General features: G+C 67.1%; 26 protein-coding genes and 1 tRNA gene. 5 read left to right on the top strand and 22 right to left on the bottom strand.

Annotated elements, in window-relative coordinates; all coding sequences use genetic code 11:
- Window positions 1-8 precede the first annotated feature (8 nt).
- Genes nuoI through B2742_RS07515 form a run of 18 tightly spaced genes read right to left on the bottom strand, consistent with a single transcriptional unit; the run spans window position 9 to window position 11,580 of the window.
- On the bottom strand, window positions 9-500 hold the full coding sequence (nuoI, locus tag B2742_RS07430; RefSeq protein ID WP_292064590.1) for an NADH-quinone oxidoreductase subunit NuoI: 492 nt from the start codon (window positions 498-500) through the stop codon (window positions 9-11).
- Window positions 500-718, bottom strand: coding sequence for a hypothetical protein (locus B2742_RS07435; RefSeq protein WP_292064592.1), 219 nt, complete (start codon window positions 716-718; stop codon window positions 500-502). The genes nuoI and B2742_RS07435 overlap by 1 nt, the downstream gene beginning before the upstream one ends.
- Entirely contained in the window at window positions 715-1,779 is a 1,065-nt protein-coding gene (nuoH, locus tag B2742_RS07440; RefSeq protein WP_292064593.1) for an NADH-quinone oxidoreductase subunit NuoH, read from the bottom strand. The genes B2742_RS07435 and nuoH overlap by 4 nt, the downstream gene beginning before the upstream one ends.
- Before the next feature lie 6 nt (window positions 1,780-1,785).
- Window positions 1,786-3,831 carry an NADH-quinone oxidoreductase subunit NuoG gene (nuoG, locus tag B2742_RS07445; protein WP_292064595.1) on the bottom strand — a complete coding sequence of 682 codons (2,046 nt, stop codon included), beginning with the start codon at window positions 3,829-3,831 and terminating at the stop codon, window positions 1,786-1,788.
- 36 nt (window positions 3,832-3,867) lie between these two features.
- Window positions 3,868-4,323, bottom strand: a complete 456-nt coding sequence (locus tag B2742_RS07450) for an NINE protein (protein WP_292064596.1) — start codon at window positions 4,321-4,323, stop codon at window positions 3,868-3,870.
- Window positions 4,323-4,850: a hypothetical protein gene (locus B2742_RS07455; RefSeq protein WP_292064598.1), complete on the bottom strand. Its 528-nt coding sequence runs from the start codon at window positions 4,848-4,850 to the stop codon at window positions 4,323-4,325. Before B2742_RS07455 ends, B2742_RS07450 begins: the two co-directional genes overlap by 1 nt.
- Window positions 4,851-4,853: 3 nt before the next feature.
- On the bottom strand, window positions 4,854-6,167 hold the full coding sequence (nuoF, locus tag B2742_RS07460; protein WP_292064600.1) for an NADH-quinone oxidoreductase subunit NuoF: 1,314 nt from the start codon (window positions 6,165-6,167) through the stop codon (window positions 4,854-4,856).
- Between the two features lie 2 nt (window positions 6,168-6,169).
- A complete protein-coding gene (locus B2742_RS07465) occupies window positions 6,170-6,400 on the bottom strand; it encodes a hypothetical protein (protein WP_292064602.1) in 231 nt (76 codons plus the stop codon).
- A complete protein-coding gene (locus tag B2742_RS07470; RefSeq protein WP_292064605.1) occupies window positions 6,400-6,666 on the bottom strand; it encodes a hypothetical protein in 267 nt (88 codons plus the stop codon). The genes B2742_RS07465 and B2742_RS07470 overlap by 1 nt, the downstream gene beginning before the upstream one ends.
- Window positions 6,663-7,325, bottom strand: coding sequence for an NADH-quinone oxidoreductase subunit NuoE (gene nuoE, locus B2742_RS07475; protein ID WP_292064607.1), 663 nt, complete (start codon window positions 7,323-7,325; stop codon window positions 6,663-6,665). The genes B2742_RS07470 and nuoE overlap by 4 nt, the downstream gene beginning before the upstream one ends.
- On the bottom strand, window positions 7,325-7,513 hold the full coding sequence (locus tag B2742_RS07480) for a hypothetical protein (RefSeq protein WP_292064609.1): 189 nt from the start codon (window positions 7,511-7,513) through the stop codon (window positions 7,325-7,327). The genes nuoE and B2742_RS07480 overlap by 1 nt, the downstream gene beginning before the upstream one ends.
- Window positions 7,510-7,911: a hypothetical protein gene (locus B2742_RS07485; RefSeq protein WP_292064611.1), complete on the bottom strand. Its 402-nt coding sequence runs from the start codon at window positions 7,909-7,911 to the stop codon at window positions 7,510-7,512. Before B2742_RS07485 ends, B2742_RS07480 begins: the two co-directional genes overlap by 4 nt.
- Window positions 7,908-8,279 carry an SgcJ/EcaC family oxidoreductase gene (locus B2742_RS07490; protein WP_292064612.1) on the bottom strand — a complete coding sequence of 124 codons (372 nt, stop codon included), beginning with the start codon at window positions 8,277-8,279 and terminating at the stop codon, window positions 7,908-7,910. The genes B2742_RS07485 and B2742_RS07490 overlap by 4 nt, the downstream gene beginning before the upstream one ends.
- A complete protein-coding gene (locus B2742_RS07495; RefSeq protein WP_292064614.1) occupies window positions 8,279-9,538 on the bottom strand; it encodes an NADH-quinone oxidoreductase subunit D in 1,260 nt (419 codons plus the stop codon). The genes B2742_RS07490 and B2742_RS07495 overlap by 1 nt, the downstream gene beginning before the upstream one ends.
- On the bottom strand, window positions 9,531-9,941 hold the full coding sequence (locus B2742_RS07500; protein WP_284220502.1) for a hypothetical protein: 411 nt from the start codon (window positions 9,939-9,941) through the stop codon (window positions 9,531-9,533). Before B2742_RS07500 ends, B2742_RS07495 begins: the two co-directional genes overlap by 8 nt.
- Window positions 9,942-9,944: 3 nt before the next feature.
- Complete coding sequence (locus B2742_RS07505) at window positions 9,945-10,538, bottom strand: NADH-quinone oxidoreductase subunit C (protein ID WP_292064725.1); 594 nt, start codon at window positions 10,536-10,538, stop codon at window positions 9,945-9,947.
- Between the two features lie 23 nt (window positions 10,539-10,561).
- Window positions 10,562-11,233 (bottom strand): NuoB/complex I 20 kDa subunit family protein, encoded by a 672-nt coding sequence (locus B2742_RS07510; protein ID WP_414633051.1) that lies wholly within the window; start codon window positions 11,231-11,233, stop codon window positions 10,562-10,564.
- Entirely contained in the window at window positions 11,203-11,580 is a 378-nt protein-coding gene (locus B2742_RS07515; RefSeq protein ID WP_292064616.1) for an NADH-quinone oxidoreductase subunit A, read from the bottom strand. The genes B2742_RS07510 and B2742_RS07515 overlap by 31 nt, the downstream gene beginning before the upstream one ends.
- Before the next feature lie 212 nt (window positions 11,581-11,792).
- Between B2742_RS07515 and B2742_RS07520 the strand changes: the two genes are divergently transcribed.
- Window positions 11,793-13,421 (top strand): AbgT family transporter, encoded by a 1,629-nt coding sequence (locus B2742_RS07520; protein ID WP_292064618.1) that lies wholly within the window; start codon window positions 11,793-11,795, stop codon window positions 13,419-13,421.
- Between the two features lie 95 nt (window positions 13,422-13,516).
- A tRNA-Asp gene (locus B2742_RS07525) sits at window positions 13,517-13,593 on the top strand.
- 59 nt (window positions 13,594-13,652) lie between these two features.
- On the opposite strand, the gene B2742_RS07530 is transcribed toward B2742_RS07525, so the two are convergent.
- Both B2742_RS07530 and B2742_RS07535 read right to left on the bottom strand, forming a co-directional pair.
- On the bottom strand, window positions 13,653-14,471 hold the full coding sequence (locus B2742_RS07530; RefSeq protein ID WP_292064620.1) for a polysaccharide deacetylase family protein: 819 nt from the start codon (window positions 14,469-14,471) through the stop codon (window positions 13,653-13,655).
- A gap of 86 nt (window positions 14,472-14,557) precedes the next feature.
- The gene (locus tag B2742_RS07535) at window positions 14,558-14,923 is read right to left on the bottom strand and encodes a hypothetical protein (protein ID WP_292064622.1); all 366 of its coding nucleotides are present in this window, start codon (window positions 14,921-14,923) and stop codon (window positions 14,558-14,560) included.
- A 237-nt stretch (window positions 14,924-15,160) separates the two neighbouring features.
- Between B2742_RS07535 and B2742_RS07540 the strand changes: the two genes are divergently transcribed.
- The 3 genes from B2742_RS07540 (at window position 15,161) to B2742_RS07550 (ending at window position 18,771) form a co-directional block, all read left to right on the top strand.
- Window positions 15,161-16,780, top strand: a complete 1,620-nt coding sequence (locus B2742_RS07540) for a DEAD/DEAH box helicase (RefSeq protein ID WP_292064624.1) — start codon at window positions 15,161-15,163, stop codon at window positions 16,778-16,780.
- 111 nt (window positions 16,781-16,891) lie between these two features.
- Window positions 16,892-17,947, top strand: coding sequence for a GGDEF domain-containing protein (locus B2742_RS07545; protein ID WP_292064627.1), 1,056 nt, complete (start codon window positions 16,892-16,894; stop codon window positions 17,945-17,947).
- A gap of 38 nt (window positions 17,948-17,985) precedes the next feature.
- The gene (locus B2742_RS07550; RefSeq protein ID WP_292064629.1) at window positions 17,986-18,771 is read left to right on the top strand and encodes a lysophospholipid acyltransferase family protein; all 786 of its coding nucleotides are present in this window, start codon (window positions 17,986-17,988) and stop codon (window positions 18,769-18,771) included.
- Here B2742_RS07550 and B2742_RS07555 read toward each other — a convergent pair.
- Entirely contained in the window at window positions 18,768-19,130 is a 363-nt protein-coding gene (locus B2742_RS07555) for a TfoX/Sxy family protein (protein WP_292064631.1), read from the bottom strand. The genes B2742_RS07550 and B2742_RS07555 overlap by 4 nt on opposite strands.
- A 3-nt stretch (window positions 19,131-19,133) precedes the next feature.
- Complete coding sequence (locus B2742_RS07560; protein WP_292064635.1) at window positions 19,134-19,937, bottom strand: MetQ/NlpA family ABC transporter substrate-binding protein; 804 nt, start codon at window positions 19,935-19,937, stop codon at window positions 19,134-19,136.
- Window positions 19,938-19,954 lie beyond the last annotated feature (17 nt).

Raw genomic sequence — 19,954 nt, forward strand, 5'->3', positions numbered from 1 at the left:
TGTGCGCCTTACCGGTAAGGCGCGTCGAGTTCCAGATTCTTCGCGATCAGTCGTTCCCAGCGGTCGCCGTTGGCGAGCAGCCGGTCCTTGTCGTAGAGCAGCTCTTCCCGCGTCTCGACGGTGAACTCCGAGTTCGGACCCTCGACGATGGCGTCGACCGGGCAGGCCTCGGCGCACAGGCCGCAGTAGATGCATTTGACCATGTCGATGTCGTAGCGGGTCGTGCGGCGGCTGCCGTCGGCGCGCGGTTCGGCCTCGATGGTGATGGCCTGGGCCGGGCAGATCGCCTCGCAAAGCTTGCAGGCGATGCAGCGTTCCTCGCCGTTCGCATAGCGGCGCAGGGCGTGCTCGCCCCGGAAACGCGGCGACTGCGGATTGCGCTCGAACGGATAGTTCACCGTGGCCTTGGGCCGGGCCATGTATTTCAGCGACAGGCCGACGGCGCCGATCACGTCGATCAGGAGGGCGCCCTTCGCGGCCTGGACGAGACGGTTCAACATTACTGGCTGGCTCCGGACACGCCGCGGCAAAGCTCTTCCTTGCGCGGGTCGTCTTCCCTGGTGATGCGGCACAGGCGTTCCCGCTCGGCCTGCTGGCGCATGATCGCCTCCTGGCGACGTTCCCACTGATGCGGCGACACAGGGTCGGCCTCATAGGTCGGGATGGTGCAGGCGCCGGTCAGCGCGGCCAGCACGGCGATGGTCAGGATCCGGGTCATGCGCCCACCGCGAACACGCGCCAGGCGGCGACCACGACGACGCAGACCAGCGAGGTCGGCAGGAAGATCTTCCAGCCCAGACGCATCAGCTGGTCGTAGCGGTAGCGGGGCACAAAGGCCTTCACGAGAGCGATCATGCAGAACCAGAAGACGGTCTTGCCCAGGAAGGTGACCAGATAGATGGCCTGCTCCAGCCAGCCCGGCAGCATGTCCAGCCAGTCCTGCGGCACGCCCGGATTCCACCCGCCGAAGAACAGCAGGGTGATCATGGCGCACATGAAGACGATGTTGGCGTACTCGCCGATCATGAACAGCAGGTACGGGGTCGAGCTGTATTCGACCTGATAGCCCGCCACGAGCTCGGACTCGGCCTCGGGCAGGTCGAACGGCGGACGGTTGGTCTCGGCCAGGGCCGAGACGAAGAAGATGATCGCCATCGGGAACATGACCGCGATGGTCGGCCAGGTCCCGGCCCCGCCGCCGAACGCGAACCAGTTCCAGAACATGCCCTGCTGCTGCGTCACGATCGAGGTCAGGTTCATCGACCCGGCCAGCAGGATGACGTTGATGATCACCAGGCCGATGGACACCTCATAGGACACCATCTGCGCCGCCGACCGCAACGAGCCGAGGAACGGATACTTCGAGTTCGAAGCCCAGCCGCCCATGATGATGCCGTACACGCCCAGCGAGCTGATCGCGAAGATGTACAGGATGCCGACGTTGAGGTCGGAGATAACCCAGCCCGGCGCGAACGGAATGGCCGCCCAGGCGATGAAGGCCAGGATGAAGGTCAGCAGCGGCGCCAGCAGGAACACCACCTTGTCGGCGCCGGCCGGGACGATGATTTCCTTCAGCACGAATTTGAAGAAGTCGGCGAACGACTGCAGCAGGCCGAACGGCCCGACGACATTGGGCCCTTTGCGCATCTGCACGCCGGCCCAGATCTTCCGGTCGGCCAGCAGCAGGAAGGCCAGCGAGATCAGGATCCCGACGGTGACCAGCAGGATGCCGCCCGCCGTGGCGAGGGTCCAGCCGAGGGGTGTGGTCCAGAAGTCCATCGCGCCTTACTCCGCCGCCATCGCGACCGGGGCGATCCGCAGGGCGGACAGCTCGGCCATGGTCGCGCTGGCGCGCGTGATCGGGTTGTTCAGATAAGGGTCGCGCACGGCCGAACGGAACGCCACGTCGCCGAGGTCGCCCTTCTTGCCCAGCGACCCGACGTCGAAGGACGCGGCCGGGGCCAGATAGTCGATCCGGCCGAAGGTCGGGTGATCCGCCATCAGCTTCGCACGCAGGGCGTCCAGCGTGTCGTACGGCAGGGTCCGCCCCACGCGGGCCGACAGCGCCCGCAGGATGGCCCAGTCCTCTTTCGCCTGCCCCTTGGGGAAGACGACGCGTTCGGCGAGCTGAACCCGGCCCTCGGTGTTGACGTAGAGGCCCGACTTTTCCGTATAGGCCGCGCCCGGCAGGATCACGTCGGCGCCGTGCGCGCCACGGTCGCCATGGCTGCCCAGATAGACCTTGAAAGCCTTCGAAGCCGAGGCGTCGATCTCGTCCGCGCCCAGCAGCAGCAGCACGTCCAGCGCGCCCTTGCCCGCCATCTGCGCCGCCGTCAGGCCGCCTTCAGCGGGCACGAAACCCATGTCCAGACCCGCCACGCGCGAAGCGGCGGTGTGCAGGACGTTGAAGCCGTTCCAGCCCCCGGCCACCACGCCGACCTTCTTCGCCAGCGCGCCGAGCGCGTTCAGCACCGACGGTCCGGACTCGCCCGACAGCGCGCCGCCGCCGACGATGATCGCCGGTCGCTCGGCCTTGGTCAGGGCGTCGATCGCCGCCTTGGGCAGTTTGCCGAGGGTCTTCGAACCCGAGCCGAGGTAGCTGTATTCATAGGTCAAATCGGCCTGCTCGCCGACCAGTCCGATCTCGCTCGTCCCCGCCAGCCACGCCTTGCGCAGACGGGTGTTCAGCAGCGGCGCCTCGGTGCGCGGATTGGCGCCCACGATCAGCACGGCGTCGGCCGCCTCGATCCCGGCCAGGCCCGAGTTGAACAGCCAGCCCTCGCGCGGGCCGTAACCCAGCGCCGAGCCGTCCTGACGGCAGTCGGTATTGGCCGATCCCAGCGCCCGGAACAGATCCAGCGCCGCCTTCATCGACTCCGCATCCTGCAGATCGCCGGCGATGACGCCGATCCGGTCCGCCGAAGCGGCCGTCAGTTTCTCGGCCACGACCCCGAGCGCTTCGTCCCACGTGGCCGGGCGCAGCTTGCCGTTCTCTCGCACATACGGCTGGTCCAGACGACGCGCCTGCAGACCGTCAACGGCATAGCGGCTGACGTCCGACAGCCACTCCTCGTTGATGCCCTCGTTGACGCGCGGCAGGATGCGCATGACCTCGCTGCCCTTCGCATCGGCCCGGATGTTCGAGCCCAGCGCGTCCATCACGTCGATGGTCTCGGTCTTCTTCAGCTCCCAAGGACGATAGTGATACTGCCACGGCCGGTGGGTCAGGGCGCCGACGGGGCACAGGTCGTTGACATTGCCCGACAGCTCGCTGTCGACCGCCTTCTCCAGATAGGTGGTGATTTCGGCGTCCTCGCCGCGCGAGATCATGCCGATGTCCGGCACGCCCGCCACTTCCGTCACGAACCGCACGCAGCGGGTGCACTGGATGCACCGCGTCATGAAGGTCTTGATGGTCGGGCCCATGTTCTTTTCTTCGACCGCGCGCTTGTTCTCCGCATAGCGGGAGCCGTCGCGGCCATAGCCCATGGCCTGGTCCTGCAGGTCGCACTCGCCGCCCTGGTCGCAAATCGGGCAGTCCAGCGGGTGGTTGATGAGCAGGAACTCCATCACCCCTTCGCGGGCCTTCCTGACCATCGGCGTGTCGGTGAAGATCTCCTGGCCCTCGGCGGCCGGCAGGGCGCACGACGCCTGCGGCTTCGGCGGTCCGGGCTTCACCTCGACCAGGCACATACGGCAGTTGCCGGCGATCGACAGCCGCTCGTGATAGCAGAAGCGCGGAATCTCCTCGCCAGCGCGCTCGGCGACCTGGAGCACGGTCATCCCGGGCTCGAACTCGACCTCTACGCCGTTGACTTTCGCGATGGGCATTCGCCGCGACCTCTGCGTTTCTCTAAGCGGACCGGATCAGAACCAGGACTTGTTCCCCGCGACATAGTCGCGGTGGAAGTCGCCGTCGGTCTTGAGCAGGTAGATGATGAATTCGATGAAGGCGATGAGGTAGACGAGCGCCGGAACAAAGCCGAACGTGATCCAGCCGATCGTGCCGCCCAGCAGCATCAGCACCCCGGCGGTCGTCTTGCCGAGATAGAATTTGTGGATGCCGATCCCGCCGAGAACGAAGGCCAGCAGGGCGGCCACGATCCGGTTCTTGTCGCCCGACAGGTTCAGCGGTGCGCCGCCGGTGACGTAGATGTTGGTCGCCACGCCGTCCGCGACCTCGAAATCGACCTGCTGGCCGGCGAAGGCCTCGCGCGCCCCGCCCATCAGGCTCCCGCGCGTGAAGGTGTAGCGCACGCCGTCGTCGCCGCTGATCAGGCCGGAGCCGGTATAGTCGTCGTAACTCAGAACCTTGCCGCGCATCAGCCCCGCCCCCTGGCAGACGGTGCAGACAGCATCGTCTGCGTCTTTGTTCCGTCATCGAATGTCTGGGTGACGAGAATTTCGTCACCCTCAAAAGCGAAGCGGGTCACCGGATCGGCAGGCCCGTTCATCCAGGCCGCGGTTTCGCCGGAGCCCGGACGGGTGGGTCGCCACTGAATCACATCGCCCTCGATCCGGCAGTCGGCGAAGCGCCGTCCGCCGTCGACCGGGGCCGGCCAGGAGAGGGAGATGATGTTCCCGTCGGTTCCATCGATGCGAACCGCCCCGACCGTCTCGCCTTCGAAGCCGGCCGCGTCGATGGTCTGCCCGTGAATCGCCGCCATGCCCGCGACGCAGACCTGCCGTCGGCTTGTCTCGTTCAGGACGACGGCGGGGGCGGAACCGGCGTCAACAGCAGGAACCACAGGCCCAGCAACAACCTCCGGCGTCGGCGCAGCCGTCTCCGACTCCGCGCCGCAGGCGGCGAGAGCGAGAGCGGTCACGACGATGACGGCGAGAACCCGCATCCCCTACTCCGCCGCGATCGCATGGCCGGCGAAATTCGCACGGCGGCTGCGGTAGGACGAGATGCGCTCCTCGATCTCGTGACGGAAATGCCGGATCAGCCCCTGCACCGGCCAGGCGGCGGCGTCGCCGAGGGCGCAGATGGTGTGGCCCTCGATCTGGGTCGAGACTTCCAGCAGCAGGTCGATCTCGGACGGGTCGGCTTCACCGACGGCCATCCGCTCCAGCACCCGCCACATCCAGCCCGTGCCCTCGCGGCACGGCGTGCACTGGCCGCAGCTCTCGTGCTTGTAGAAATAGCTGATGCGGGCGATGGCGCGGACCAGGTCGGTCGACTGGTCCATGACGATCACCGCCGCCGTGCCGAGGCCCGAGCGCATTTCGCGCAAGGAGTCGAAATCCATCAGCGCGACTTCCGACATTTCGCGCGTGATCAGCGGCACCGAGGAGCCGCCGGGGATGATGGCCTTCAGATTGTCCCAGCCGCCCCGCACGCCGCCGCAATGGTCTTCCAGCAGCTGACGCAGCGGGATCGACATCGCCTCCTCAACATTGCACGGCCGGTTCACGTGGCCGCTGATCGACATGATCTTGGTGCCGGTGTTGTTCGGCCGGCCGAAGCCCGCGAACCACTCGGCCCCGCGGCGCAGGATGGTGCCCACCACCGCGATCGACTCGACGTTGTTCACCGTGGTCGGGCAGCCGTACAGACCCGCGCCCGCCGGGAACGGCGGCTTCAGTCGCGGCTGGCCCTTCTTGCCCTCCAGCGACTCCAGCAGCGCCGTCTCTTCACCGCAGATATAGGCGCCCGCGCCGTGGTGGATATAGACGTCGAAATCCCAGCCGTGGACGTTGTTCTTGCCGATCAGCCTGGCCTCATAGGCCTGCTTGACCGCCGCCTCCATGCGCTCGCGTTCCAGCACATATTCGCCGCGCAGATAGATGTAGCAGGCGTGCGCCTGCATCGCGAAGCTGGCGATCAGACAGCCTTCGATCAGCAGCTGCGGATCATGGCGCATGATCTCCCGGTCCTTGCAGGTCCCGGGCTCGGACTCGTCGGCGTTGACGACCAGATAGTGCGGCCGGTCCTTCACCTCTTTCGGCATGAAGGACCATTTCAGACCCGTGCCGAAACCGGCCCCGCCGCGTCCGCGCAGGCCCGAGTTCTTGACGTTGGTGATGATCCAGTCACGCCCGAGGTCGAGCATGTCCTTCGTCGCGTTCCACGCGCCGCGGTTCTTCGCCCCCTCCAGCGTCCAGTCCTGGAGGCCGTAGAGGTTGGTAAAGATGCGATCCTTGTCTTCGAGGATTCCGACCATGGTCAGTTCAGATCTCCACGCCGGTCTTCGACCTGGCTGAGCTTGTGGCGGCCCCATACGATCAGGACCACTCCCCACACGGCGACGGCGACGCCAGCGAGCGAAAACAGCTCGAGGCCGGGGCCGAACAGGCCCCTGATCATGGCGATCGCCAGCCCGGCGCCAATCACGACATCCGCGATCCCGGCAAAGACGAGAATGCGCAGGGTCTCCGGCTTCAGGTTCATCGTCATCACCCCTCCTCCCGCATGCGGCGGCGGTGATAGCGCGTGCGCAGGAAGATGGCGGCCAGCATCAGGGCCCAGCCGAACGCGAGGGCCGCATAGCCGCCCCACTGGACCGCCGGTCCCGCTCCACCGGCATAGCCGGCGGCCCAGACGGCGATGGCCCCGAGGATGACCAGGGCGAAACCCGCCAGCCGCTGGTTGCGGCCAACCGTGCGCAGTTCCGCGCGGTACTCGGCCAGCCGGGCGTCATCGGAAAGGTCGGGACGGCTCATGCGACCACCGGATCGCTATTGGGCAGCTTCTTGATCTTCTTGCCCGCCGAGCCGTCGTACAGCTTGGGATCGGTCAGGGTCAGGGCCCCGCCCTCCGGCTCGGAACTGGCGCGACCGACGCGGCTGCCCGGTTTCGGCGTTTTGCCGGCGGCGAAGTCGTCGATGATCTGCGCCATGCTGTCGGCGGTCAGATCCTCGAAATAATAGTCGTTGATCTGGGCCATCGGCGCATTGGCGCAGGCGCCGAGGCATTCGACTTCCTGCCAGGTGAAGCGGCCGTCGGCGCTCAGCGTGTCTTTCGGCCCGATCTTCTTCTTGCAGACGTCCATCAGTTCGCCGGCCCCGCGCAGCATGCAGGGCGTGGTGCCGCAGACCTGGATCAGGGCCGCCGAGCCGACCGGCTCGAGCATGAACATGGTGTAGAAGGTGACGACCTCGAGCACCCGGATGTAGGGCATGCCCAGCAGCTCGGCGATGGCGCGCAACGCCGGCTCGGGGCACCAGCCCTCCTGCTTCTGCACCAGCCACAGGATCGGGATCACCGCCGACTGGCGGCGGTCATCCGGATATTTGGCGATCCACCAGTCGGCCTTGGCCTTCGTCGCCTTCGAGAAGGCGAACGAGGCGGGCTGTTCCTTGGCGAGACGACGAACGCTCATCAGACTTCCAACTCCGAGGCGACGATCCCCTCGCCCATCATTTTCTTGCGCAGCGTCAGGATGCGATGCGCGCCCTGACGGGTGAGCAGCACATTGTGCTGATAGGTTTCGCCGCTCATGTCGGTGGCCGAATAGGCGACCACGGACCAGCCCTGCCGCACCAGATCGCTCAGGGGTTTGTCGCTCATCGCGTCCTCCCCAGCCAGCGGCCCAGACGCTCGCTCCACACGGCCCGTCCGGCGTTCCCCAGATCACGCGACAGCCACGACATCGGCGGCAGGAAACGCACGGCCATTTGGCCCGCGAAGATCGCGCCGCTCATCCAGACGATCGAGCGCAGATTGGCCTCCCAGAAGCCGCGCCCCTCTTCCAGATAACCCAGCCGGTAGGCTCCGCGCACGAAGGTCACGCCGGCCAGCCCCGGAGCCGCGACGACGGCGCTGGCCATGGCGAATTTCATCCCGCCCATGATCGCCCGACGCTTGGGCGAGAAGGCGAACTGCACCGCGACGGCGAACGCCAGCAGCCCGGCGAACGCGATCGCCTGCAACTGGGTGAAAATCGGATCGACGGCGAAGGCGCTCACTGGACCGCCTCCGTCCCGGCCGAAGCCGCCTGGAACGGCAGATAGTCCGCACGGGTGATCAGGCAGTTCTGCACGCGATAGATGACGACGGCGCGTCCGCCGCCCCGCGCCCACGAAACCGTCTCGTCGTCGATGACGTATTCGCCGGAAACGATCCGCGTCTCGATGACCACCTCTGCTGCGCCCCTGGCGGCGAACGCCTCGGCATAGCGCGCCTGAATGGCCTCGCGGCCGCTGAAGGTCACCACGCCCGGATGGTCGGTCATCACCGCGTCGGCGGCATAGTGGGACGCGAACGCCTCCGCGTCGCGCGCCCGCCATGCGGCGAGTTGCTGGTCGATAACGGTGGCGGGATCGCAGTCGAACATCACCGGTCGACCTCGCCGAACACGATGTCGAGCGAGCCCAGAATGGCCGAGACATCCGCCAGCATGTGGCCGCGGTTCATCCAGTCCATGGCCTGCAGCGAGCGGAAGCCCGGGGCCGAGATCTTGACGCGATAGGGTTTGTTGGTGCCGTCCGAGACCAGATAGATGCCGAACTCGCCCTTGGGCGCCTCGACCGAGGCATAGACCTCGCCCTCCGGGGTGCGGAAGCCTTCGGTGTAGAGTTTGAAGTGGTGGATCAGGGCTTCCATCGACCGCTTCATCTCGCCGCGACGCGGCGGGACGATCTTGTTGTCCTCGACCATGACCGGCTCGCCGGGGCAGTTGCGCAGTTTGTGGATGCACTGCTCCATGATGTGCACCGACTGCTTCATCTCCTCGATGCGGCACAGGTAGCGGTCCCAGCAGTCGCCGTTCTTGCCGACGGCGATGTCGAACTCGAGATCGGCGTAGCATTCGTACGGCTGCGACTTGCGCAGGTCCCACGGAATGTCCGAACCGCGCAGCATCACCCCGGTGAAACCCCAGTCCAGCGCCTGCTGTTTCGACACCACGCCGATGTCGACGTTGCGCTGTTTGAAGATGCGGTTCTCGGTAACGAGGGACTCGATGTCCTTCAGCGCCGCCGGGAATTCACGGCACCAGCGGCCGATGTCGTCGACCAGCTCCATCGGCAGGTCCTGGTGGACGCCGCCGGGGCGGAAATAGTTGGCGTGCAGACGGGCGCCCGAGGCGCGCTCGTAGAACACCATCAGCTTCTCGCGTTCCTCGAAGCCCCACAGCGGCGGCGTCAGGGCGCCGACGTCCATGGCCTGGGTGGTCACGTTCAGCAGGTGCGAGAGGATGCGGCCGATCTCGGAATACAGCACCCGGATCAGTTGGGCCCGGTACGGCACGTCCACGCCGAGCAGCTTCTCGATGGCCAGGCAGAAGGCGTGCTCCTGGTTCATCGGCGCGACATAGTCGAGACGATCGAGATAGGGCACGTTCTGCAGGTAGGTCCGGGCCTCCATCAGCTTTTCGGTGCCGCGGTGCAGCAGGCCGATGTGCGGGTCGACGCGGGTGACCAGCTCGCCGTCCAGCTCCAGCACCAGACGCAGCACGCCGTGCGCGGCCGGGTGTTGCGGGCCGAAATTGATCGTGAACTTCCGCTCGTCCATCGCCCGGGCGTGATCGGTCAGACCGTCATCGAAGATGTCGGTGGCGCCGATGGGCAGGGGTTTGTTGTGACCGTCAGCCATCAACGGAATCCTCGTCGTGCAAACGGCCCTTGCGGGTCAGTGCCACCAGCCATCCCAGGGCCAGCGTCAACACGCCCATGCCCGAGACCGCGGCCGTTGAAAGCTCCCAGTTGCCGGTCAGCACTGCCAGCGCCAGCGGCGTCGACAGCAGCACCGCCGAGGCGCCCAGAAGCGCGCTCTGCAACTCGCCGGCCGACAGCCGACGGATCCCTGCCCCGACCGCCAGACAGACCACGGCGACCATGATCGCCACGCCCAGCGACTGCAGCTGCGCCGGCTCCACCTCGGGCGCCCGCGTGAACCAGCCGGTCAGCCGCGCTCCCAGCGTGAACAGGAAGGCCGTCGAGAACGTCACCAGGAAGAAGGAGGACGCCGAACGGATGGCCGCGCGATTCATCTTCATGGATCATCCCGCCTTCTCGTCGCCGGGCAGAACGGGCAGCGGATAGTCCGCGCCTTCCCAGGGCGACAGGAAATCAAAGTTCCGGAACTCCTGGGTCAGTTTGACGGGTTCATACACAACCCGCTTCTGCTCCTCGTCGTAACGCACTTCGACATACCCGGTCATCGGGAAGTCCTTGCGGAGCGGATGCCCCTGGAAACCATAGTCGGTCAGCAGCCGGCGCAGGTCCGGATGGCCCTCGAACAGCATGCCGTACATGTCGAACGCCTCGCGCTCGAACCAGTCGGCGCAGGGGAAGACGCCCACGGCGCTCGGCACCGGCTGGACCTCGTCGGTCGTCAGCTTGACCCGCACGCGCGCGTTCCGCGTCATCGACAGCAGGTGATAGACCACCTCGAACCGCTCGGCCCGGTCGGGGAAGTCGACGCCGCACAGGTCGAGCAGCTGGTGGAAACCGAACCGCTCCTTCAGCGCCGTCAGCACCGACAGGATGTTGGCGCGCGTGGCCATCAGCGTCAGTTCGCCGAACGCCACCTGCGCCTCGACGCCCAGTTCGCCGACCATCTCCGCCCCGAGCGGCGTCAGGGCGGATTCCATCTCCGCAATACGGGCGAGCGCGTTCATCGGTCGATCGTCCCCGTGCGCCGGATCTTCTTCTGCAACTGCAACAGCCCGTACAGCAGCGCCTCCGCCGTCGGCGGACAGCCCGGCACATAGACATCCACCGGCACGACCCGGTCGCAGCCGCGCACCACGCTATAACTGTAGTGGTAATACCCGCCGCCGTTGGCGCAGCTGCCCATGGACAGGACGTAGCGCGGGTCCGGCATCTGGTCGTAGACCTTGCGCAGGGCCGGAGCCATCTTGTTGGTCAGGGTGCCGGCCACGATCATCAGGTCCGACTGACGCGGGCTGGCGCGCGGGGCCATGCCGAACCGCTCCATGTCGAAGCGCGGCATCGACGCCTGCATCATCTCCACGGCGCAGCAGGCCAGGCCGAATGTCATCCACATCAGCGAACCCGTCCGGGCCCAGTTGATGACGTCGTCCAGCGAGGTGGTGATGAAGCCGCGCTCGCCCAGTTCGGCGTTCACGGCCTCGAAGAATTTGTCGTGGATGGCCGGGTCATAGCCCTCGACCGCCGACCGCGCGCCGGTGTTGAACATGGTCGTGCTCATCGGCGTGGCCAGACGCGACGACGCCGGCCCCACGGGCGAAGCGCCCTGGTTGCCGACTCCGACCAGCGGGACGGTATTGGTCGTCACTCCCATTCGAGCGCGCCCTTCTTCCATTCGTAGATGAACCCGACGGTCAGCACGCCGAGGAAGACCATCATCGACCAGAAGGCGAACACCATGCCCGCGCGCGACAGGTCGAACATCGACACCGCCCACGGGAACAGGAAGGCCACCTCAAGGTCGAAGATGATGAAGAGGATGGAGACCAGATAGAAGCGCACGTCGAACTTCATGCGCGCGTCGTCGAACGCGTTGAAGCCGCACTCATAGGCCGACAGCTTCTCGCTGTCGGGGTTCTTCGGCGCCAGCACCCAGGCCGCCAGCATGAAACCGAGACCGAGCACCGCCGCGATCCCGAGAAAGATCACGATCGGCAGATATTCGAGCAGGAATGCATTCATCCGGAAGGGACCTTGTCCGCCGTCAAAGGGAGGGGCGGATTCGGCGCTTTCTAGCCCCGGAACCGCGCCCGTTCAAACCCATGTGACGAAAGGTTTTTCTTGAGAATGGTTCGCAGATTAGGGGACAGCATGTCGCAGGCCGTCAGTCTTGCCTCGCAAGCGCCGCTCCCGCCCTATGGCGCGCTGTTCTGAGAACCGTCCGGGAGGGACGCATGACCATGGGAAGCCGGGTGCTGAACGGCATCGAACGCATCGGCAACAAACTGCCCGATCCCGTCTTCCTGTTCCTCTGGCTGATCGGCGGACTGATCGTCCTGAGCCTTGTCGGGGCCGGCCTGGGCTGGTCGGCGGTGAATCCGGTCACGGGCGATGCCCTGGCCGCGAAGAGCCTGCTGGCGCCCGAGAACCTCGAGCGGCTGATCATCGGCATGCCCTCGACCCTGACCGACTTCCCGCCCCTGGGTATCGTCGTCACCATCATCTACGGGGCCTCGGTCGCCGAACGCAGCGGCCTGTTCACAACCGCGATCCGCTCCGCCCTGCTGAACGCCCCCAAGGCGATCCTGACGCCGGTCATCGTCATCACCGGCATGCTCTCCCACCACGCTTCTGACGCCGCCTATGTCGTGGTCATCCCCCTGGCCGCCGTGATCTTCGCCGCCGTCGGCCGCCATCCCCTGGCCGGTCTCGCAGCCGGGTTCGCGGCGGTTTCGGGCGGCTATGCGGGAAACCTGTTCCCCGGCGCCCAGGACGCCCTGCTGCTCGGCATCACCGAACCGGCCGCGCATCTGATCGACCCGTCCTACTCCGTGAACATCGCCGGCAACTGGTTCTTCATCGTCGGCGTCGTGCTGGTCTTCACCCCGATCGTCTGGTTCATCACGGACCGGATCATCGAGCCCCGCCTCGGGCCCTGGAAGCCGATCGACGGCGCCGTCACGACCGCCGACGAGAAGACCGCCATCACCGCAGATGAAAAACGTGGCCTCGCTTTCGCGGGCCTGACGGTCCTCGCCATGATCGCCCTCTGGGCCCTGATCACCGCCCTGCCTGGCTCGCCCTTCGTCGACCCCGACGCCGAGGCGGCCCAGCGGTTCAACCCCCTCTACAAATCCCTCGCCGCCTTCTTCGCCCTGACCTTCTTCATGTCCGGCGCGGCCTTCGGCATCGGCGCGCGCAGCGTGACCAGCCACCGCGATCTGGTCCGCATGATGCGCGAGGGCATCGTCCAGCTCGCCCCCTATCTCGTGCTCGTCTTCTTCGCCGCCCATTTCGTGGCGATGTTCAACTGGTCGGGCCTAGGGCCGATCCTTGCCATCAATGCCGCCGAGCAGCTGCGCCAGATCAACATGCCCGCTCCCCTGCTGCTGATCAGCGTCGTCCTGGTGTCATGCTTCTTCGACCTGTTCGTCGGCTCGGCCTCGGCCAAATGGTCGGCCCTCGCCCCGATCGTGGTGCCCATGTTCATGCTGCTGGGCATCAGCCCGGAGATGACCACGGCCGCCTACCGCATGGGCGATTCGGTGACCAACATCGCCACCCCGCTGATGAGCTACTTCCCCCTGATCCTGACCTTCGCCCAGCGCTGGGACCCGAGATTCGGCCTGGGCTCGCTGATGTCCACCATGCTGCCCTACGCCGGCGCCTTCCTGGTCGCGGGCCTGACCATGGTGGCGCTGTGGGTCGCGCTGGATCTGCCGCTGGGGCCGGGGGTCGGCGTCCACTACACGCCACCGCCGCCTGCGGTCGCGGTCCAACTGCCCGTGGACGGCGGTATCACGGGCCCGGTCGCGCCTCCGGAAGCCGCCGCGGTGGCGGGTCCGGGAGTCACAACGCGATGATCGTCGATTTCCTTCCCGGACGCGCTTGACACTGCGAGGCCCCCCCGCCTAAACGACGCCCCTCGCCGCGGAGCACTGCTTCGCGTCGGGAATACGCGGGTGTAGCTCAGTTGGTTAGAGTGCCGGCCTGTCACGCCGGAGGTCGCGGGTTCGAGTCCCGTCACTCGCGCCATTCCCTTTGAAACCGAAATCAGGGAATGGCGCGGCCCCGCCGGTGTGAACCGGCGTCCCTCACCGCAGCGTCAGCACCGCATCATCCGCCGCCAGCGCCTGTTCGCGCCCGTCCGGCCCCGCCGTGATCTGCACGAAGGTGAAGCCGCGCGCGGTCAGTTCGTCCAGCAGGCCGGGTAGCGCCCGGATCATCTGCGGCCGGGTCTCGTGCAGGATCAGCACCCCGCCCCGGTTGCTCTCCATCGCATTCAGCGTGATCCGGGTGATCGACTCGGCCGAATAGCCGCGCCAGTCATCGGTGCCGGCCTCGGCCGAGACGACGATGATCCCGCGCTGGTTCAGCCAATCCGCCATCCAGGCGCCCTCGCCCAGACCCGGAAAGCGGAACATCGGCTCGATCCGGGCGCGTTCCTCGGGCGGGGCGTCGGCCAGGGCGGCCTCGAGGGCGGCGTAGCTCTTGCGCACCTCGCTGACCTGGGCCTCACGCGCCCAATGGCGGAGATAGGTCGGATGCGACCAACTGTGGCTGGCCACGTTATGGCCCCGGCGCACGACCTCGCGCACCTGTTCAGGGTGCATTCGCACATACTGGCCGACGAAGAAGAAGGTGGCCTTGATCCCCCGCGCGTCGAGGATGTCCAGCACCTGGGTGTTGTACAGGGGGCTGGGGCCGTCATCGAAGGTCAGGGCGATGGCCTTGGGCGGCAACGGGGTCCGGACATGCTGGATCGAACCATAGCGCCCGGGCGGCATGGTCAGGACGGCCTGGCCAGCCTGGATCGTCGCCGCGGGGATATAGGGAACCTCGCTGCCCTCGGCGGGCGCGCGAGGCAGCCACACGGCGAAGGCGGCCGTAAGGGCGATCAGAAACAGACGCACACGCCCTCCCCCGAGGTTTCAGACCCGCACGCTAGCGACGCGTCGCCGTCCGGCGAGGGCGCGCAACCCGTGGGGGAGATCGGGTGCTACGGGTTGCGGCCCGCGACCAGGATATTCTGGACCCGGCGGCCCAGCGGATCGCGGGACTGCCAGGTCTCGCCAACCTCGGCCTCAACCATCTCGGTGCAGAAGCGCGGGATCATCATGATGCTGGGCCGCATATGCGTCAGGCAGACCCGCTCGCCCGCCACCGACCAGCGCGCCGCCAGCCGCCGTCCGTCCGAGAACTGCGCCGCATAGGTGCCGTCCGGATTGAACCAGTGCTTGACCCAGCCGCCGTCCGGATAGCGCGAGACCACCGTATTGCCGAAAACGGAGTTTATGTCGGCCCGGCCCGGGCCTGCAGCCAGACACACGACAGCCAAGGTCGCGACGACAAGCGCTCGCAGCATCTGGAAGCCCCCAACTCAACCCATCCCGAGGCCGACTATTAACAATCGGTTAGGAAAAGCCAAGCCCCGACACCCGGCACACGAATAGTTGACTCTGTCGTGGGGACTTCTATATGCGGCGCACGTTCGGGACAGGACTGGCGAATCCGCGCCGCCCGCTCGCCCAGAGACAGGGCGGTTCCGCGACATCGCACGACGACCCGATGCGCGGGCCGTCCTTACCAGTCCCAAGGACCTATGACCGAATTCTCAATGCTGGGCCTCTCGCCCACGACTCTCAAGGCCGTCGCCGACACCGGCTACACCACCGCCACCCCCATCCAGGCTTCCGCCATTCCGGTCGCCCTCGCCGGCCGTGACGTGCTCGGCATCGCCCAGACCGGCACCGGCAAGACCGCCGCCTTCACCCTGCCGATGATCGACCGGCTGTCGTCGGGCCGGGCCAAGGCCCGCATGCCGCGCGCCCTCGTCCTGGCCCCGACCCGCGAACTGGCTGACCAGGTCGCCTCTTCGTTCGAGAAATACGCCAAGGGCACCAAGCTCAGCTGGGCCCTGCTGATCGGCGGGGTCTCCATGGGCGACCAGGTGACCCTGCTGAACAAGGGCGTCGACGTCCTGATCGCCACCCCGGGCCGGCTGCTGGACCTGTTCGAGCGCGGCAAGGTCATGCTGAACGGCGTCGAGATCATGGTCATCGACGAAGCCGACCGCATGCTGGACATGGGCTTCATCCCCGACATCGAGCGCATCTTCAAACTGACGCCGCCGCGCCGCCAGACCCTTTTCTTCTCGGCCACCATGCCGCCCGAGATCACCCGACTGACGACCCAGTTCCTCAAGGACCCGACCCGGCTGGAGGCCTCGCGCCCGGCCATGACGGCCGAGACCATCACCCAGTACTTAGTCCGCATCCCGTCCAGCGATCCCAAGGCCAAGCGCGCCGCCCTGCGCGCCCTGATCGGCCGCGCCGACGTGCGCAACGGAATCGTCTTCTGCAACCGCAAATCCGAAGTCGATGTGGTCGCCAAGTCGCTGAAACAGCACGGCTTCGACGCCGCGCCGATCCACGGCGACCTCGACCAGTCGCTACGCATGAAGACCCTGGCCGCCTTCCGCTCGGGCGAGCTGAAGCTGCTGGTCGCCTCCGACGTGGCCGCACGCGGTCTCGACATCCCCGACGTCAGCCACGTCTTCAACTACGACGTCTCGCACCACGCCGACGACTACGTCCACCGCATCGGCCGCACCGGTCGGGCGGGCAAGCTCGGCCAGACCTTCATGATCGTGACGCCGGCCGATGACCGGTCGCTCGACAAGGTGCTGAAGCTGATCAAGATGGATCCCATCGAGCTGACCCTGGACGGTGCCGACTTCTCGCCCGGCAAGGAGCAGCCGCGCCGCGACGCGGATCGCGATTCCAGCCGCTCCGAACGTGCGCCCGCCCGGGGCCGCGGCCGCGGGCCCCGCGAAACACCGCGCGACGCCGCGATCGAACCGGTCGCGTCCGCCGAGCCGGCTCCGATGCCTGAACCCGTCGCCGCGGCCGTCGAAACCCCCGAGGTCGACGTCGCGGCCGCTGACGCCCCCAAGCCCCGCCGGACCCGCAGCCGTCGTGGGGCCAGGTCCGCCGTGGCGGAGGCGGCTGAGGCTCCGATGCCGACTCCGGCGCCGATCGCCGCACCCGCCGAGGCGCCTGCTGCGGCGACCCAGGACCGACCGATGCAGGAGACTCACCTGCGCCAGTCGGACCGCCGCGGCGACGGCACAAGCCCCGAGCCCCAACGTTCGAACGGACGTCCGTTCGGCGAAGGCGACGTTCCCGCCTTCCTGCGTCGGCCCGTTTCCCTCAAGGGTTGAAACGTCTCGGAATTCGACGATCAGCGAACCGGATTTAACCCGACGTTACGGAACCGCGCATAGCGTTGCCGGCAGAAACGGTCGCTCAGGGCGACGCGTCGGGGAATTCGTATGGCGCCTCAGCTCGAAACCACCCTTCGGGGCCCGGAAGCCTACGGACTGGCGCGCCGGGTGATCGAGGCGATGGAATCGGCTGGCGTCTGGCCGACCCCGTTGAATTTCGAAATCTGGGTCCACTATCTCGGCGACCCCGACGGCGCGCTGGGGCGGGAGATCAAGCGTATCCTGGCCGCGTCCGAGCCGTTCACGGAAGCGACTGCCGACATGCTCGCCGCCGAGTATTTGCCGCGGGGACGGCTGACCGAGGAAATCCGCGACGCCGGCCGGGTGCTGGACCGCGAACTGTCCAGCGTCTCCGAAGCCATCGCCAACGCCCACAAGTCCCAGGCCGCCTACGGCCACACCCTCGACAAGGCCGCCACCAGCATCGAAACGGCCAGTGACGGCGCCGGTCTCCAGACCATCGTCTCGGGCCTGACCACCGCCACCCGCCGCATCCAGCGCGAAAACGAGACCCTCGAGAAGCGGCTCGACGATTCGACGCGGGAGGTGGCCCGTCTGCGCGAGCACCTCGAACAGGTCCGTCGCGACGCCATGACCGACGCCCTGACCAATCTAGCCAATCGCAAGGCGTTCGACGAACATCTGGAATCCGCCTGCGCCCGGGCTGAGTCGGAGGGCGGCGCCCTGACCCTGGCGGTGCTCGATATCGACCATTTCAAGCGGTTCAACGACACCTGGGGTCACCAGACCGGCGACCAGGTGCTGCGCTACGTCGCCAGCGTCATGGGCCGGGTGGCCAAGGCGCCGCGCATCGCCGCCCGCTACGGTGGCGAGGAGTTCGCGATGATCTTCCCCGAGGAAAGCCTCCCCCAGGTCCAGAACGCGCTCGAGGCCATCCGCAAGGAGATCGCCTCTCGCTCGCTGCGCCGCCGTTCGACCGACGATGAACTCGGAGCCGTGACCCTGTCGGCCGGCTTCGCGCAGCGACGCGTCGGCGAATCCGCCTCCTGCCTGCTGGATCGCGCCGACGCGGCCCTCTATGCGTCGAAGCACGCCGGCCGCAACCGGGTGACCAGCGCCGAGCGGCTCGACCAGGCTGCCTGAAGCCTTTCGCCCGGACCGTTTCACGTCATAGTGGACCGATGCGCAGCCTCGCCTTCAACGTCGCCTACTGGCTCCTGTCGGTCATCTATGCCTCGGCGGCGGCCTTCGCGGCCCTGACGCCGGGCCGAGGCGCGACCAGCTGGATCATCCGCCGCTATGTGAAACGGATGGTCCAGGCCATGCGGCTGTTCGCCGGCATCCGCATCGAGGCACGCGGCAAGGACCGCCTGCCCGCCGCCGCCTTCATCATCGCGTCCAAACACCAGAGCTGGGGCGACGGGTTCGCGACCTATGACCAGTTCGACGACCTCGCCTTCGTCACCGGCGACCACCTTGAAAAGTTTCCGTTGCTCGGCACGGTCCTGCGCAAGCTCGGCGCCATCGTGGTCAACAACTGCGGCGGCCGCGAAGCCCGCGAGGCGCTGAAACACCGCTCCGCCGACGCCCATGCCGCCGGCCGGAAGATCCTGATCTATCCCGAGGGCAACCTGGCCAAGGTCGGCGAGAAATTCCGCTATCGCTCCGGCGTCTGGCACATGTACCGCGATTTCGACATGCCGGTCGTGCCGCTGGCCACCAACCTGGGCCTGTTCTGGCCGCAGGAGGCCTTCCGCAAGACGCCGGGGACCGCGACGCTGGAATTCCTCGATCCCATCCCGACCGGGCTGGGCAAGGAGGAATTCCTCGCCCGCCTCGAAGCCGCCGTCGAGGGCAGGACTGCCGAACTGATCGCCGAGGCCACGGGCCGTCCCGTCGCTCCGGCCGTACGGGTTCTCGCGCCCGATGAAGCCGCACGGGCGAAGACACCGGCCGCTGCGGCCTAGGATTTCGGCTTGCGCGGCTTCCGGAGCGCCGACTTGCGAAGGGCGGCGTCGATCGATGTCCGGGCCCAGTCGGCCGCCGCGTCGGAATCGTCCAGCGCGGGCTCCGGCAGCGACCAGTAGGCCATCGCCATCTGCTTGCCGTCCTTCGTCGGATAGGTGAACTGACGCGACCCGGCCGCCGCGAGCAGCGGTGCATTGACCTCGTCCGCCTTCAGCCAGACCACGCCGTCATCCAGCAGGGCGAAGATCAGGCCATGCGCATAGACGCCCGCGCCGCCGAACATCCGCTTGATCTCGAGCGGACCCAGGGCCGCGAAATGCTCGCGCACCCATTCGCCGAAGTCGGGGTCATAGGCCATGCGTCAGGCCGCCGGGATCACCGCCCCGTCGTATTTCCGGGCGATGAAATCCTTGACCGCCTGGCTGCGCAGCATGGCCGCGAGGGCCACGACGCGAGGGTCCTCGCGATTGTCCGGCCGGGCCACCAGATAATTCACATAGGGGCTGTCGGCGCCTTCAAGGGTCAGGGCATCGGTGCGCGGCCTCAGGCCGGCGTCCAGCGCATAGTTGGTGTTGATCACCGCCATGTCGACCTGGTCGAGCACCCGCGGCAGGGTCGCGGACTCCAGTTCGCGGAAGCGCAGGTTCTTCGGATTCGCGACGATATCCCTCAGCGTTTGCAGCGGATTGGCCGGATCCTTCAGGCGGATCAGCCCGGCTTTTTGCAGCAGGATCAGCGACCGTCCGATCGAGGAGGCGTCATTGGGCACCGCCACCTCCGCCCCGTCCGGCAGCTCGGCCAGGGTCCGGAACCGGCGCGAATAGGCGCCAAGCGGCTCGACATGCACCCCCGCCACCGTGATCAGGTCGGAGCCGCGCGAGGCGTTGAACTCGTCCAGATAGGGCTTGGTCTGGAAATAGTTCACGTCCAGCCGGCGCTCGGCCAGCTGGGTGTTGGGCTGGACGTAGTCGTTGAAAACCTTGATCTCGATGTTCACCCCCTCGGCCGCCAGCAGCGGCTTGATATGCTCGAGGATTTCGGCGTGCGGGACGGCCGTCGCCCCAACCAGCAGCGGCCCTTCGCCCCCGGCCTTGTCCGCCCCCTGCCCACAGGCGGCGAGCACCGTCGCGGCGGCGGCGAGGATCAGGAGCGAGCGGCGGATCATGGGCGGGCCTTTCGGGG

The organism is Brevundimonas sp. UBA7664, assembly GCF_002483305.1.
Taxonomy (GTDB): domain Bacteria; phylum Pseudomonadota; class Alphaproteobacteria; order Caulobacterales; family Caulobacteraceae; genus Brevundimonas.